We start from the raw sequence: 14,670 nt of genomic DNA, 5'->3' as shown, positions 1-14,670 counted from the left end.
TTCCTTGGTGCCGATAACGCTTCATGACAAGATCGTCATGGAGCGAAGCCATCATGGACTGGGAAGCAGTGTGGCAATACGTACGGCTTGCGGCGCTCAACGCCGACGCCGTCGCTGCACGCTACCCGGACGATCTAGCGGTCCGTGCGTTGCGCACCGATTTGCAAGCACTGGAGCGGCTGTTGGTGACGACAGGGGCAACGCACCACGGTCTTCAAGGCGATGCGGAATCGGCCCGACTGCAGCGCAACGACGATGCCGCGCACGCATCCCTCGACAAAGGCAATGCGCGCTTAGCAAACACCCCGCGGCGGCCGGTGAAAGTGCGCGCACGCGGGGTGTTGGACGGCAGTGAAGATTGGGATCGTCTCGTCGACGACTAATCTTCGCACTGCAAGAGCGCTGGGTTCTCTTCCCCCGCGGTAACCAGGCGATCCAAGAGGTTGATGACCTGCATCGACACCTCTTCCATTCGTGCGAGTGCGGTAACCACCTGATCCCAGTTGTGCTGCGCGTACGCGGTAAGAGCCGCTTTGGCCGCGTCGTGTACCGAACGGTGTGGCGCTTCGAGGTCGCGAAAACCGGGGAAGTGGCTAAAGCAGCGGTGCCCTTTCCCTTCGTAGTACCACTTGCCCAACCGGCACGCTTGATGGCTGGCGAACTCGTCCACGCTTTTTTGGCTGTTGCCCAGGATCACCTGATAGACCTCGAATTTGTACACGATGTGGTCGAATTTCGCGATTTCGCAGAACGCACGCAGCGCCGAGAGCGCCGCTTCGCGGTGGATCGTTTCGATTTCATTCCCCAACGCCTCTACTTCTTGCGCGGTGGTGCGACTCTCTTCGCTGTGGCTTTGGGCGCGCTCGGCCAACGCGACGATCGCAGTGCGGCTTGCGCTGCTGTCGTTGCGGATCTGCTCGACCAGTCGTGCGATATCGGAAGTGGCCACTGCGGTGCGCTCGGCGAGTTTGCGTACCTCGTCGGCGACCACCGCAAATCCGCGCCCCTGTTCACCGGCGCGTGCGGCTTCGATCGCCGCGTTCAAAGCGAGCAGGTTGGTTTGATCGGCGATCTCACGGATCAGATTGACGATGCCGCTGATCTGTTGCGCCCGTTCGTCGAGCGCGCCGATCTTGGTCATCGCCTCTTGCGATGCCTCAGCCAACTTCTGCAGATTGTTCGCGATGGTACGCACCACCCGTTCCGTTTGCGCGGCGCTCTTTTCCGCGTGTTCGGCTTGATCTTGGTTGGTCTCTGCCGTTTCGGCCAGCGTCACGAAACTGCTGCGAACGCTCCCGAGCGATTGCCCAAACGCAACGAACTCATTGAGGACGCGGCGAAGATTCTCTGCTTCTTTACGGCAAGCGTCGGCTTCGGCACGTGCCTCTTTTGTTTCGCGACGTGCTTCCTGAAGCGCTTGCTGGGCGCGCGCCAGTTCATCGGTGAGCGCAGCGATCCGCGCTGCTTGTTCTTGAAGTTTGGCCTTGCTGCCGAACATGGTGCTCTCCTCTCAGTCGAACCTGCTATCCTCAATTATCGGTAGAAATGCAGAAAACTTGAGGAAAAATTGCGACCTTTTTTTTGTCCAATTTGCCTCAAGTTTTTTGTCGATTCGTCGTAATATAGCACTATCGCGAAGTGACAGCGCGCAAGGAGTCCACCATGACCGACCTGCTCAAGCGCATCGACGAGCGCACGAAACTCGCAGGGACCAACAAACTCGAAATTTTGCTGTTCACCTTGGGAGTGAGTCAAGCCACGGGGCGGCGTGAGACTTTTGGGATCAATGTCTTCAAAGTTCGTGAAGTGATGAAGACCCCGCCGATCACCGCGGCGCCGGAAATGCCCAAAGCGGTGAAAGGGATGGTGAGTCTGCGCGGGGTGCTGGTGCCTGTGGTCGATCTGGGCGAGTATGTCGGGGTGGAACCGGGCAGCGAACGCAACATCATGATCGTCACCGAATACAACCAGCACGTACAGGGGTTCCTGGTGGAATCGGTCGATACCATCTTGCGGCTCGATTGGTCGCAGATGCGGGTGCCGCCCGATATGCTCACCGCGAAGATGGGGGGGCTCGTCACCGCGGTGACGGAACTCACCGATGGGCGCCTGGTGATGCTCCTCGACGTGGAAAAGGTGCTTTCCGATACCACGGGTGGGGTCGAGGCGGAAGCGGATCTCTATGCCGGTATCGAACCCCTACCCGATGCGGACCGCTTCACGATCTATTACGCCGACGATTCGGCGATCGCGCGCGAACAGGTCGAACGGACGTTGCAAAAGCTGGGCGTCCGGTACGTGGAAGCAGTCAATGGCCGACAATGTTGGGAAAACCTGGAACGGGCCGCGGAACGGGCGCGCGCGCTCAAGCGACCAGTGAAAGAGTTGGTCTCGGCGGTGCTCACCGATATCGAGATGCCGGAGATGGACGGTTTCATCCTCACCAAAAAGATCAAGACCGACCGGCGCTTTGCCGGGATTCCGGTCCTGATGCACTCGTCGCTTTCCGGGATGCAGAACCAGCACTTGGGGAAATCGGTCGGGGTCGACGAGTATGTGCCGAAATTCCAGCCGCAAGAATTGGCGACGATTCTGCGGCGCGTTTTGTACGAAGCCCATGGCAAACGGGAGGGCTGAGCGATGAATCTTCCTGCGAAAACGGTCATCGAACCGGAACTGGTCGAGGAGAAGTCGGAACACAGTGCATTCGAAGAGATCGAGGCGCGCGCCGGGTTGGCTGGCTCGAACCGTTTCGAAATCCTCCTCTTTTCGCTGGGGACGAGCGAAATCTTTGGCGTCAATGTGTTCAAAGTGCGTGAGGTGATGAGCACCCCATTCATCACCCGCGCGCCCAACGTGCCGCCTGGTGTCGAAGGGTTGGTGAGTCTGCGCGGTAACGTCATTCCGGTGGTGTCGTTGGCAAAAGTGATGGGGTTGGCGCCGATGGACGACCGCCTTGCGCCAACGATGATGGTCGCCGAATACAGCCAAAAGACACTGGCGTTCCTAGTCGAATCGGTGGACCGCATCATCCGCGTCGAGTGGGGGCTGGTGCGCGAACCGGAAAACGTCTCGCAGCAGGTCCACGGGATGATCACTGCGATCACCGAGCTCCCAGATGGCCGCATCGTCTCGATCATCGACGTCGAATCGATTCTGGCGCGCGTGTTCGGCGAAGAGGTGGTCGGGACGATTTTGCCGATTCCCGAAGGGCACCGCTACCACGTCTTCTTCGTCGATGACTCGGGCGTTGCGCGTAAAAAGATTGCGGAGGTGCTCGACAAACTCGGAGTGAAGCACGCACATGCGAACAACGGCGCAGAGGCGTGGGCGCGACTCGAAAGTATGGCCAATTTTGCCGAACAAACCGGCCAAAGTTTGCGCGAACAGGTCGATGTGATTTTGGTCGACGCCGAAATGCCGGAGATGGACGGTTATGTGCTGACCAAATACATCAAGGCCGACCCCCGTTTCGAAGGCATTCCGGTGATCATGCACTCCTCGCTCTCGTCGCAAGCGAACCGGGCGATGGGCGAACGGGTGGGTGTCGACGGCTATGTGGCAAAATTCGACGCCCATGCGTTGGCCGAGACCCTCCGGCCGTTACTCACACGATGATCAAGGAGTGCTGATCCATGGACAAAAACAAAATCCGTTTTCTGGTGGTCGACGATTTTTCGACGATGCGTCGCATCGTGCGCAACCTGTTGAAGGAACTGGGGTACACCAACGTCGAAGAGGCTGAAGACGGCCAGGTGGCACTCAACAAGCTGGAAAGCCAACCGTTCGATTTCGTCATCACCGACTGGAACATGCCCAACATGGACGGGCTGACGCTGCTCAGAAAGATCCGCAGTTCCGACAAGCTCAAACACCTGCCGGTGTTGATGATCACCGCAGAAGCGAAAAAGGAGAACATCATCGCGGCGGCGCAGGCGGGCGCTTCAGGATACATCGTCAAGCCTTTCACGGCAGCGGTGTTGGCGGAAAAGCTCGACCGCATCTTTGCGAAGCTGGGCAAACAGTAGCGCGTGGAGCAAGACGATGAGTAAAAAACACGAATCTGGCGACAGCGACGAATTGCAAGCGTTGTTCGACAGCATCGTCGGCGCTGCGGCGCAGAGCTCGGAACCGGAAACGGAGAGTGGTGACAGCGATGAACTGCAGGCGCTGTTCGATACCGTTGCCGAGCAGTTTCAAGCAAGCGCCGAGGCGGATTCGGATGCTTCTGACCCAGGCGAAGCAGCCGAACCGCCCCTGACACCCGAGCAGCGCGACGAACTCTACCGCCGCATCGGAAAGGTGGCGCGGCAACTCCATGAGGCGCTCAAAGAGCTTGGGTGTGAATCGGTCGTCGCGGAAGCAGCGCAAGCAGTTCCCGATGCCAAAGAGCGGCTGCGCTACATCGCGCAGAAAACTGAAGAAGCTGCGGTCAAGGTCCTCAATGCGGCCGAGATCGCGTCGCCGTTGCAAAAAGAGTTGGAGAGCAAAGCGCAGGCGCTGCGCGCCCGTTGGGATCAGCTCTTTGCCAATCAGCTCTCGCCGCAGGAGTTCAAAGCGCTTGCGAAAGAGACGCATGCGTTCCTTGCGCTTACGGAAGAGAACGCGCACCTCACCGCCGAGCAGCTCATGAACATCGTGATGGCGCAGGATTTCCAAGACCTTACCGGTCAAGTGATCAAAAAAGTGATCGAGATCGTTGGCCGGATCGAAACCGAACTGCTGCAGATCCTCATCGAAGCGATGCCAGAAGAGTTGCGCCAGAAAAAACACCAGTCGGAAGGCGACGCGGCATTGATGAATGGACCAGCCGTCCAGAAGGGGGAGGGCGTTTTGTCGTCCCAAGAAGAGGTGGATGATTTACTGAGTAGTCTCGGCTTCTGACGGCTCGGGACAGCGCAGAAACAAGGAGCAGAGCCATGAGCGATTTTGCTGGTATGCAGGACCTTCTCCAGGACTTTTTGGTCGAAGCGGAAGACCTGCTCTCAGGCGTCGATAACCGTTTGGTCGAGCTCGAAAAGAACCCGCACGACAAAAATCTCTTGAACGAAATTTTTCGTGGGTTTCACACCATCAAAGGGGGTGCGGGGTTTCTTGGCGCGAACGAACTGGTGACGTTGTGTCACCTGACCGAAAACCTCTTCGACAAGCTGCGCAACGACGAACTGTCGCTCACGCCATCGCTCATGGATCTGATCCTGGAAGCCACCGCCGCCGTCCGGGACATGTTCTCCTATTTGGAGCGCAGCGTGCAACCGCCGCCCGCGGAAGAGTCACTACTCGAACGGTTGCGGGCCGCGCTTGCCGGGAAACTGCCCGAACCCGCAGGTGGGGGTACCAAAAGCCAGGCCGATGCCGTAGATTCGGGTAAAGATGGGGGCAGTGAGCCCGATTGGGAGTTGCTGCACCAAGTGGTTGCGGGGGAAACAGCGAACGAGTCCAAGGCGACGCCGAAGCCAGACGACGCCAAAGCGCACGACGGCAAAGCGGAAGCAAAAGCGGCGCCACCTGCGCCCAAGCGCGCGTCCGTCCCTGCCCCGGTGCGGCGGCCAGCCGAAAATCGGGACCAGGGAATCCGCATCGAAACGTCGCGCCTCGACCAGGTGCTCAACCTAGCGGGCGAAATCGGGCTTACCAAAAACCGCTTGACCGCGTTGCGTAGCGACATCCTGGCGGGGAAAACCGACCCCGATACCCTTCATGCGCTCGACGTTTCGGTCAATCAGCTCGATCTCTTGGTTTCCGACCTGCAAAACGCGGTGATGAAAACGCGGATGCAGCCCATTGGGCGGTTGTTCCAGAAATATCCGCGTATTGCGCGCGATTTGGCACGCCAGCTCGGCAAACAGATCGAACTCGTGATCAGCGGTGAAGAGACCGAGATCGACAAGACGATGATCGACGATCTTTCGGATCCGCTCATTCACCTGATCCGCAACGCGGTGGATCACGGTATCGAATCGCCGGAAGAGCGCATCGCTGCCGGGAAGAAACCGGAAGGGACGATTCAACTCTCCGCGAAACAGGAAGGGGACCATATCCTGATCATCATCGCCGACGACGGCAAAGGGATGAGTGCGGAAAAGATTCGCGCGAAAGCGGTCGAGAAAGGGTTGATTTCGGCCGACGAAGCGAACGGGTTGGACGACCGGCAAAGCCTCAACCTCATCTTTCTGCCCGGTTTCTCCACCGCAGAGAAGGTCTCCGACGTCTCGGGGCGCGGCGTGGGGATGGACGTGGTGCGGACCAACATCACCAAATTGAACGGCACGATCGACGTGCAATCGGAACCGGGGCGCGGGACGACCTTCATCATCAGCCTGCCGCTCACGCTCGCGATTCTGCCGGTGCTGCTCGTCCGTCTAGGCGAACAACCCTTCGCAGTGCCGCTCTCGATGGTGCGCGAAATCCTTCCGATTCACCTCGACGAGGTGCGCGAGGTAGGTGGACGCTCGACGTTGGTGGTGCGGGGCGAAGTGCTGCCGATTTTGCCGCTTTCGCTGCTCCTCAATTGGCCGATGACCCGCAGCCCCAATTACGGCGTACTGATGCAAATGGCCGAATTTTCGTTCATCCTTGGTATCGACAGCTTCGCTGGGCGGGAAGACGCGGTGATCAAATCGCTCGAAGATTTCCGACCCAAAGGGGTGGCGGGTGTGACGATCCTCTCCAACGGTCAGATCGTCCTGATCCTCGACATGAAAGAGCTCTTCGAAACCAGCACCGGCCGCCAGGGGGTGAGCAAGAAAGAGCTGGAGAAATATGCGCAACCCCCTGAAGCAGTGATGCAGCCGGCCTAACCGGCAACGATCGCCAACAACCGCGCCTGGGCTTGCGCAAACGCATTGAGCCCCGCGCGCTGCAGATCGGCGCCGATCGCCTCGAGGTCGATACCCAGCGTCTGCAAACGTTGCAGATGCTGGTGTGCTTCGTCGACGTGGAGCGCAAGTGTGGCTTCGTCCGCTTTGCCGTGATCGAGCAGCGCTTCGAGCGTGGCGAGTGGCAGGGTATTGATCGTTTCTGGCCCGATGAGGGGTTCGACGTACAAAAGATCGGAATAGGCTGGGTTCTTGGTGCTGGTGCTCGCCCACAAAACCCGTTGCGGGTGTGCAGCAAAAAGGGGATCGGTAGCCAACAGGCTGCGATAGGTAGCGCCGATCGCTTTGGCCATCGCAACCGCCGTCATCCCTTGCCACTCCGGGTGCTCCGGCGCCCGTTCCGCCAGGAGGGGATCGACCGCGCTGTCCATTCGCGAAAGGAAGACACTCGCGACGCTATACCCCGGGGTGATGCCTAGCGCTTGCGCCGCGGCAGCCGCTCGGCGGTAGGCGTCGACGACGGCCTGCCATTGACCCGGAGAGAAAATCAGCGTGACATTGACGCCGATCCCTTCGGCGACGAGCGTTGCCATCGCGTCGATCCCAGCGGCGGTTGCCGGAATCTTGATCAACACGTTCGGTTCGGGAATGCGGGCGGTGAGCCGCTTTGCCGCGGCGATGGTGCCGTCACGGTCGTGGGCCAACGCTGGGCTCACTTCGATACTCACATATCCGGCGCGTCCGGCGTTCGCTTCCCAGGTGGCGCGAAACTGTTGGCACGCGCTCAATACGTCGGCGGCTACGAGCAATTCGAGCGCCGCTTCCGGCTCCAGGTTGCTTCTCCGCAATGTAGCCAGTTCGTCACGGTACGCGTCGCTTTGGCTGATCGCTTTTTCGAAGATCGCTGGGTTGGTGGTAACGCCACGGACCCCTTTCGCTTGCCACGCGCGCAACGTACCATCGAGGAGCCATTCCCGTGTCAATTGATCGAGCCAGATCTGCTGCCCAAGCGCATCGATGTGCGCCAAAATGGGATGCCGGTTGTTCATCGTTGCCCTTCGCGTAAAAAAGCCCCGTTGCCGGGGCGTGGTTCGATCGAAACGGGGTGCGGTCACGCCGCGTAGTTTTGCTCCGCGAACGACCAGTTGACCAGATGGTCGAGGAACGCGGTGACGAAATCGGGGCGACGGTTGCGGTAATCGATGTAGTAGGCGTGCTCCCAGACGTCAAGGGTAAGGAGCGGCGTGTCACCCGTGGTGAGCGGAGTTCCGGCAGCGCCCATATTGACGATATCGACGCTGCCATCGGCTTTCTTCACCAGCCACGTCCAGCCCGAACCGAAGTTGCCGACGGCCGAGGCATGGAACGCTTTCTTGAATGCGTCGAAGCTCCCCCATTTCGCTTCGATCGCTGCTTTGAGCGCGCCGGAAGGCTCGCCGCCGCCGTTTGGCGAGAGGCAGTTCCAGAAAAACGAGTGGTTCCAGGTTTGCGCCGCGTTGTTGTAGATGCCGCCAGCAGGAGCCTTCTTGACGATCTCTTCGAGCGGCATGTCTTCAAATTCGGTCCCTTTGATCAGATTGTTGAGGTTATTGACGTAGGCTTGGTGGTGCTTATCGTGATGGTATTCCAGCGTTTCAGCGCTCATATAGGGTTCGAGCGCGTTTTTCGCAAACGGGAGTTCGGGAAGTTGATGGATCATCGTTTGGCCCTCCATGGGTTGGTTGAACAGTAAAGCCTGACCATTCTACTCGGTATTTTCGCCACCGACAACCTCTGCTAACGCCCGGGCGTCGGCAAATTGGATCGCGATCCGTTCCTCGGTTTCCAATTGCGCGGCGCGGGTAATGAGCCGTCCGCTTTCGGAATCGAACACCAACGCATAACCGCGTGCCAAGACCGCGGTGGGGGAAAGCGCCTCGAGGCGGGCAGCGAGCGTCTCCAATCGCCGCTTCGGCTCTGCCAAATCGAACGAGGCGGCGCGTAACCTGTCACTGCTTGCCGACCAAGCCCTGCGATAGGGGGCAAGCAGCGCGAGCGGGTGGGGAAGGCGTTGCGCGATCGCCTCGAGCGCCGTGCGTTGGGCCGCGAGTTGCGCGCGCGGGTGGCAGAGCCGCGCCGCGGTGGCCTCGAGCGTTCGGGCTGAGCTGCGCAACCGTTGGGCAAGCGCTTCACGCAGCGCGGCGTAGCGCTGCTCGAGCCGTTCGCGCCGTTCGCGGATCGCGAACGCGGGCGAGAGCCGTTTCAGGTCCCGTTCCCCCCAATCGAGCTGTTGATTGACCTGCTGCCACTGGATGCGAAACGCACGCTTGAGCCGTGCGTCGAGCTCCTGGACTTGAGACACAACTTCGCTCCACCCTTGCGCGATCAGCACCGCCGCGCCGGTTGGGGTGGGGGCGCGGGCGTCCGCGACGAAGTCGGCGATCGTCGTGTCGGTCTCATGGCCCACGCCACTCACTACTGGGATCGGGCAAGCGGCAATCGCGCAGGCCACGCGCTCTTCGTTGAACGCCGCCAGATCTTCCGCAGCCCCGCCGCCGCGAACCAGCAACACCGCTTCCAAACGAAGTGCCGCCGCACATTGCGCCACGGTGGTGAGCGCTGCGACGATCGCATCCGGCGCTTGAGGGCCTTGCACCAACGTGGGCACGAGCACCGCAGTGATCATCGGCGCGCGCGCCGCAAGGGTGCGCAACACATCCTGCAACGCGTCCGCTTGCGGGCTGGTGACGATCGCAATGCGCCGGGGAAAGCGGGGCAACGGCCGCTTGCGTGCTGCATCGAAGAGCCCTTCGGCTTCCAGTTTCGCTTTCACCGCCAAAAACCGCTGAAACCAGGCGCCGGCGCCAGCAGCGCGGATCTGTTGCACATCGAGCTGGTAGGTGCCGCGTGGTGCGTAGGTGGTCAGTTGCCCAGAGACTTCGATCGCATCGCCATTTTTGGGAAGCCCCCCCCCTTCGCCCCGCATCATCCGTTCGGCGCGTGAGCGCCACAGGGTACAAGCGATCGCCGCGTGGTCGTCCCGCAGCGTGAAGTAGAAGTGTCCCGAAGGGGCCCGGCTGAAGTTGCTGACCTCTCCCGTGACCCAGAGCGGGACGGGAAACGCAGTGGAGAGCGATGCGCGTACCGCTTCGGCAAGGTCAGAGACGGTCCAGATGGGGTCGGACATGGGGCGTTTACCTTGGCAACCGCAGTCGTTGGTGGTATTTTGTCACACATTTTCGATAGCCATGCTCGAGGAGTGCGTTCGTGGGTAGTTTTTCCCTGCTTTCCTGGCCGATGTGGCCGCTGATCGTCGCGTCGGTCGTTGGCTTTGCGATCGTTTTGGAACGGGCCGTCGCGTTACGCCGGCGGCGGATCAACCCGCCCGGGTTGCTCGAATCGGTGCTGCGCGCGCTTCGCGGTGGCGAATCACCCAACGCGCTGGCCGCCAAATTGATGACCCACTCACCCTTGGGACGGGTCCTTGCGGCCGGGCTCCGCAACTACGCGGCGCCCCGTGAGGTAATGAAAGAGGCGATCGAAGACGAAGGGCGGGTGGTGGCGCACGAACTCGAACGCTATTTGACGACGCTCGGAACGATCGCGGTGATTTCTCCCCTTCTGGGTCTTTTGGGCACGATCGTCGGGATGATCGAGATCTTTGCCTCCCAAGGGGCCACCGCGAACCCGCAACAACTGGCGCATGGCATTTCGGTAGCGCTCTACACCACCGGTTTCGGGCTCATCATCGCGATTCCCGCAACGATTTTCTGGCGCCACTATCGCGCGTACGTTGACGACCTCATCCTGGAGATGGAGCAGGCGGCGGTGCGCCTCATCGAAGTGGCGCACGGTGAGCGGGTCGACGGGTAGGCGTCGGGAGGTTTGGTGATGCGTTTCACTACCCAGGCTTCGCGCCGCGACGCCCCCGAGCTCAGCTTGGTGCCCCTGATCGACGTGGTGCTTGTGATCCTCATCTTTTTGAGTGTCACGACCACCTTTTCGCAAGTGGGGCAGCTGCGGATCGACCTCCCCGAAGGGGAAGCGCAGACGGCGCAGGAGCCGGAAACGATCCACGTCCAGATCACCGCGCACGGGCAGGTGTTCGTCGAAGGCGTCGCAGTTCCGACGCAAGACGTTGCGGCGCTGCGTCAAGCGTTGGTGCGCCAAGCCCCAGCAAAGAGCGACCCGGTGGTGGTGATCGAAGCGGACGCGGCAACGCCGCACCAGCGCGTGATCGACGCGCTGCGCGCCGCACAAGAGGCGGGGTTGGCCAAAGTCACCTTCGCGGTGGAACAACCGCAGTGAGGTGCTGTGGCGTGCGCGGGGGAGCACCGCGCTGGTGGCAATCGCGTGGCTTTGCGGCGCAGGCGCTACTACCGCTTGCGGCGTGCTATCGCCTTGGGTTTCTTGCGCACCGCGCCTGGGCGCAACGCCACCGGCGGCGCTTTCCGGTTCCGGTGATCGTCGTTGGCAACCTGACTGCGGGAGGGAGCGGCAAAACCCCCGTGGTGGAGACGCTCGCGCGTGCGTTGCGCGAACGGGGGCGACGCGTCGCGGTGGTCAGCCGCGGTTACCGCAGCGACGTTGCCGCTCGTGGCGGCTGCGAGCGGGTGAGCGGCTGCGATCCCCGCCGTCACGGCGATGAACCGACGCTGCTGGCGCAGACGACCGGGGTGCCGGTGATCGTCGGACGCGACCGCCCGCATGCTATTGCCCATCTGCTCGCCACCGAGCCGCATCTGGACGTGATCCTAGCCGACGACGGCCTGCAGCACCACCGGTTGGCGCGACAATTCGAGCTGGTCGTGCTCGATCCCGCAACACTCGGCAATCGCTGGTTGCTGCCGGCTGGGCCGCTCAGGGAGCCCCTTGACCGGTTGCGCTCCGTTTCGGCGGTGCTTGTGCGCGGTGCGGCAAACGACACCGAGGCGCGGGCAACCGTACGTGCGTTGTTGGGGCGTGACGCAATCCCTGCCACTTGGGCATTGACGATCGAACCCGTCGGGTTGCAGCCACTCGCCGCTTGGCGACGGGGGCGCAAAGGGGATGCCGAAACCCTTATACCGCTTTCCGAACTCGCTGGGCGGCGCGTTGCCGCGATCACCGGTATCGCACATCCCGAACGGTTTTTTGTCACGCTTGAAGCGCTGGGAGCAACGGTAGCGCGCCATCCGTTTCCCGATCACCACCGTTTCCATGCGCATGACCTCCCCAAACCGGAACCCGGGGTTTGGCGCCTTTTTACCGCGAAAGATGCGGTAAAATGCGCCGAATGGGCCGTGGCGGACGATTTCGTATTGGTCGTTCGTGCCCAGGTGCCAACCGAACTTGTCGACCGAATCGAGGAAACGATCGATGGATCCGCAGCTTCTGGACGTCCTGGTCTGCCCGCTGTGTAAAGGGAAACTGCTCGTGCGCAAACAACCGCTTGCGCTCGTCTGTCCATTCGATCGTCTGGCCTATCCGGTTCGCGATGGGATTCCTGTGATGCTTGCCGAAGAGGCAGAGCCGCTCAGTGAAGCGGAGGTTGCCGCGCTCAAAAAGGGCGTAACTTCGGCAGCACCCCCCTCGGAACCACGCCCCGAAGCGGGGGCGCTGTGACGCCGTTTCAGATCGTCATCCCGGCTCGGTTTGCTTCGAGCCGTCTTCCTGAAAAGGCGCTTGCGGACGTTGCGGGCAAGCCCCTCGTGGTCCGCGTCTGGGAGCAAGCGCAGCGCGCGGCAGCCGAATCGGTCTGGGTGGCCACCGATCACCCGCGAATCGCCGAAGCGGTGCAACGGGCTGGCGGTGCCGTGGTGATGACGGCGCCAGAACACCCTTCGGGTACGGATCGTTTGGCAGAGGTCGTCACGCAGCAACGTTGGGGGGACGAGACGATCGTCCTGAACTGGCAAGGGGACGAACCGCTACTGCCGGTTGCGCTCGTTCATGCGGTGGTCGAACGGTTGGCTGCGCATCCCGACGCGGCGATCGCTACGGCAGCGGTCCCGGTGACAACGGTGCGCGAATGGCGTGACCCCAATGTGGTCAAGGTGGTCTGCGATCGCAACGGATACGCGAACTATTTCTCGCGGGCGCCTCTTCCTTGGGTCCGGGAAGCAGACCCCTTTGCGCTCGATGCGAACGCGGCACCACCCGTCCCCGTTTGGCGTCATATCGGTCTCTATGCCTACCGTGCCGGGTTTTTGCGCCGTTTTGCAACGTGGGGCGAAGCCCCGCTGGAGGCAGCAGAGAAACTCGAACAACTGCGTGCGTTGTGGTACGGCGCCCGCATCGTCGTCCATTTCGCTGCTGAAGCGCCGCCGCCAGGGGTCGATACCGCGGAGGACTTAGCGCGGATCCGTGCGTTTTTCGCGCAATCGCGCAGGAACGAGTTTGGGTAATCGAGAAGGAGGGAAACGTTATGCATTTGATTCTTTTGGGGCCGCCTGGAGCCGGTAAAGGGACCCAGGCACAAGCGATCTGTCGCCACTTCGGCATTCCGCAGATCTCCACGGGCGACATGCTTCGCGCCGCGGTCAAAGCGGGGACGCCGCTGGGGTTGGAAGCGAAAAAGGTGATGGACGCCGGCGGACTGGTCTCTGATGAGATCATCCTGGGGCTGGTGCGCGAGCGGCTGCAAGCGCCCGATTGCGCAAATGGTTACCTCTTCGATGGTTTCCCGCGCACACTCGCACAGGCCGAGGCATTGAAGCGCGACGGCGTGCCGCTCGATGTCGTGCTCGTTTTTGAGGTGCCCGATGAGGAGATCGTAGAGCGGATGAGCGGTCGGTTGGTCCATCCCGCATCAGGCCGCACCTACCACGTGAAATACAACCCTCCGAAACAGCCCGGGATCGACGACGTCACGGGCGAACCGCTCATTCAGCGCGACGACGACAAAGAGAAGACCGTGCGGGCGCGGCTCAAGGTCTACCATGAGCAGACGAAACCGCTCATCGACTACTACACCGCGTGGGAAGCGAGCGGCGATCCTGCCGCACCGAAAGTCCGGCGCGTCAATGGCGTCGGGCCGGTGGATGAGGTCACCGAGCGGGTGATCGCAGCGCTGCTTTCGTAACGTCTCGGCTTTGCGCGCGCCACCCCCGGCAATTGCCCCCGGATTCGTGTCTGGGTGGTGGCTGGGGGTTCGGCGCGGGGTGGGTGACAGGCTAGACGCAGGCGCTTGACAGACTAGCTTAGCCAGACTAGACTGGAGCCGGTTGTTCGGAGACTATGATGCAATCGGTCAATATGCTGCAAGCGAAGTCTTCTCTGTCCCGGCTGGTGAAAGCCATTGAGCAGGGCAAAGAACACGAGATCGTTATCGCCCGCAATGGGCGTCCGGTTGCCAAGCTGGTACCCATAGATATGGCGTCAACGGGCAAACGCATTGGCGTTGCCAAGGGCAAATTCGAGGTACCAGACAACATCGACGCCCACAACGAGGAGATCACGCGTCTGTTTTTGGGTGGGCAACGGCCTTGAACCTCTTGCTTGATACCCACGTCGCCCTTTGGGCGATCACCGATAGCCCAAAGCTGCCAAAGCAGGCGCGCGAGTTGATCGAGTCCCCCAGGTCGACAGTCTGGATCAGCGCTGCGACGATTTGGGAGATCGCCATCAAGCACAGCCTTGGACGCGGCGACATGCCGGTGTCGAGCCAAGATGCAGTGCGCTATTTTCGCGAGTCTGGCTATCGATTCCTGTCGGTCGAACCCGAGCACGCAGCAGCCGTTGAAGCACTGCCGGCGCTCCATGCCGACCCGTTCGACCGCATCCTCGTTGCGCAGGCCATCACCGAGCCAATGCGGCTTATCACCCACGACCCGATCGTCGCGCGTTACAGCGATACTATCATCAAGGTTTGAACATAAGGCTCGGTATCACC

The 14,670-nt window shown here is 61.2% G+C and carries 18 protein-coding genes and 1 pseudogene; 14 read left to right on the top strand and 5 right to left on the bottom strand.

Translation table 11 applies throughout. The features are described from left to right. Positions 1–53 precede the first annotated feature (53 nt). Positions 54–383, top strand: a complete 330-nt coding sequence (locus ACYQ4Z_RS06700) for a hypothetical protein (protein WP_119335499.1) — start codon at positions 54–56, stop codon at positions 381–383. On the opposite strand, the gene ACYQ4Z_RS06695 is transcribed toward ACYQ4Z_RS06700, so the two are convergent. Then, positions 380–721 carry a CZB domain-containing protein gene (locus tag ACYQ4Z_RS06695; protein ID WP_432706952.1) on the bottom strand — a complete coding sequence of 114 codons (342 nt, stop codon included), beginning with the start codon at positions 719–721 and terminating at the stop codon, positions 380–382. The two genes, ACYQ4Z_RS06700 and ACYQ4Z_RS06695, sit on opposite strands and share 4 nt — an antisense overlap. A 117-nt stretch (positions 722–838) precedes the next feature. Continuing rightward, positions 839–1,498, bottom strand: a pseudogene (locus ACYQ4Z_RS06690) (methyl-accepting chemotaxis protein); the annotation flags it as partial. 164 nt (positions 1,499–1,662) lie between these two features. On the opposite strand from ACYQ4Z_RS06690, the gene ACYQ4Z_RS06685 reads away from it, so the two are divergent. Genes ACYQ4Z_RS06685 through ACYQ4Z_RS06665 form a run of 5 tightly spaced genes read left to right on the top strand, consistent with a single transcriptional unit; the run spans position 1,663 to position 6,800 of the window. Continuing rightward, a complete protein-coding gene (locus tag ACYQ4Z_RS06685) occupies positions 1,663–2,637 on the top strand; it encodes a chemotaxis protein (protein WP_219972755.1) in 975 nt (324 codons plus the stop codon). A 3-nt stretch (positions 2,638–2,640) separates the two neighbouring features. Then, positions 2,641–3,618: a chemotaxis protein gene (locus tag ACYQ4Z_RS06680; RefSeq protein WP_119335496.1), complete on the top strand. Its 978-nt coding sequence runs from the start codon at positions 2,641–2,643 to the stop codon at positions 3,616–3,618. Positions 3,619–3,635: 17 nt separating this feature from the next. Next, on the top strand, positions 3,636–4,028 hold the full coding sequence (gene cheY, locus ACYQ4Z_RS06675) for a chemotaxis response regulator CheY (RefSeq protein ID WP_219972756.1): 393 nt from the start codon (positions 3,636–3,638) through the stop codon (positions 4,026–4,028). A gap of 16 nt (positions 4,029–4,044) precedes the next feature. After that, complete coding sequence (cheZ, locus tag ACYQ4Z_RS06670; protein ID WP_219972758.1) at positions 4,045–4,884, top strand: protein phosphatase CheZ; 840 nt, start codon at positions 4,045–4,047, stop codon at positions 4,882–4,884. A 35-nt stretch (positions 4,885–4,919) separates the two neighbouring features. Beyond that, positions 4,920–6,800, top strand: a complete 1,881-nt coding sequence (locus ACYQ4Z_RS06665) for a chemotaxis protein CheA (RefSeq protein ID WP_197713639.1) — start codon at positions 4,920–4,922, stop codon at positions 6,798–6,800. Here ACYQ4Z_RS06665 and tal read toward each other — a convergent pair. The 3 genes from tal to xseA form a co-directional block, all read right to left on the bottom strand. Then, on the bottom strand, positions 6,797–7,867 hold the full coding sequence (gene tal / locus ACYQ4Z_RS06660) for a transaldolase (protein ID WP_219972762.1): 1,071 nt from the start codon (positions 7,865–7,867) through the stop codon (positions 6,797–6,799). The two genes, ACYQ4Z_RS06665 and tal, sit on opposite strands and share 4 nt — an antisense overlap. Positions 7,868–7,929: 62 nt before the next feature. Beyond that, positions 7,930–8,517, bottom strand: coding sequence for a superoxide dismutase (locus ACYQ4Z_RS06655; RefSeq protein WP_217126706.1), 588 nt, complete (start codon positions 8,515–8,517; stop codon positions 7,930–7,932). Between the two features lie 45 nt (positions 8,518–8,562). Beyond that, complete coding sequence (xseA, locus tag ACYQ4Z_RS06650) at positions 8,563–9,984, bottom strand: exodeoxyribonuclease VII large subunit (RefSeq protein ID WP_459860417.1); 1,422 nt, start codon at positions 9,982–9,984, stop codon at positions 8,563–8,565. Positions 9,985–10,094: 110 nt separating this feature from the next. On the opposite strand from xseA, the gene ACYQ4Z_RS06645 reads away from it, so the two are divergent. The 8 genes from ACYQ4Z_RS06645 (at position 10,095) to ACYQ4Z_RS06610 (ending at position 14,650) form a co-directional block, all read left to right on the top strand. Continuing rightward, complete coding sequence (locus ACYQ4Z_RS06645; RefSeq protein WP_459860489.1) at positions 10,095–10,670, top strand: MotA/TolQ/ExbB proton channel family protein; 576 nt, start codon at positions 10,095–10,097, stop codon at positions 10,668–10,670. An 18-nt stretch (positions 10,671–10,688) separates the two neighbouring features. Beyond that, positions 10,689–11,105, top strand: a complete 417-nt coding sequence (locus ACYQ4Z_RS06640) for an ExbD/TolR family protein (protein WP_119335490.1) — start codon at positions 10,689–10,691, stop codon at positions 11,103–11,105. A gap of 11 nt (positions 11,106–11,116) precedes the next feature. After that, positions 11,117–12,199, top strand: a complete 1,083-nt coding sequence (gene lpxK, locus ACYQ4Z_RS06635; protein ID WP_459860416.1) for a tetraacyldisaccharide 4'-kinase — start codon at positions 11,117–11,119, stop codon at positions 12,197–12,199. Then, positions 12,156–12,401 carry a Trm112 family protein gene (locus ACYQ4Z_RS06630; protein ID WP_219972767.1) on the top strand — a complete coding sequence of 82 codons (246 nt, stop codon included), beginning with the start codon at positions 12,156–12,158 and terminating at the stop codon, positions 12,399–12,401. Before lpxK ends, ACYQ4Z_RS06630 begins: the two co-directional genes overlap by 44 nt. Beyond that, a complete protein-coding gene (gene kdsB / locus ACYQ4Z_RS06625; protein WP_119335487.1) occupies positions 12,398–13,183 on the top strand; it encodes a 3-deoxy-manno-octulosonate cytidylyltransferase in 786 nt (261 codons plus the stop codon). Before ACYQ4Z_RS06630 ends, kdsB begins: the two co-directional genes overlap by 4 nt. Positions 13,184–13,203: 20 nt before the next feature. Further along, positions 13,204–13,860 (top strand): adenylate kinase, encoded by a 657-nt coding sequence (gene adk, locus ACYQ4Z_RS06620; RefSeq protein ID WP_219972769.1) that lies wholly within the window; start codon positions 13,204–13,206, stop codon positions 13,858–13,860. A 158-nt stretch (positions 13,861–14,018) separates the two neighbouring features. Beyond that, on the top strand, positions 14,019–14,267 hold the full coding sequence (locus tag ACYQ4Z_RS06615; RefSeq protein WP_459860488.1) for a type II toxin-antitoxin system Phd/YefM family antitoxin: 249 nt from the start codon (positions 14,019–14,021) through the stop codon (positions 14,265–14,267). Beyond that, entirely contained in the window at positions 14,264–14,650 is a 387-nt protein-coding gene (locus ACYQ4Z_RS06610) for a type II toxin-antitoxin system VapC family toxin (RefSeq protein ID WP_285615831.1), read from the top strand. Before ACYQ4Z_RS06615 ends, ACYQ4Z_RS06610 begins: the two co-directional genes overlap by 4 nt. Positions 14,651–14,670 lie beyond the last annotated feature (20 nt).

It is taken from the genome of Hydrogenophilus hirschii (assembly GCF_054656675.1).
The sequence above is the reverse complement of the archived record's forward strand: the minus strand, read 5'-3'. Positions and strand labels throughout refer to the sequence as shown.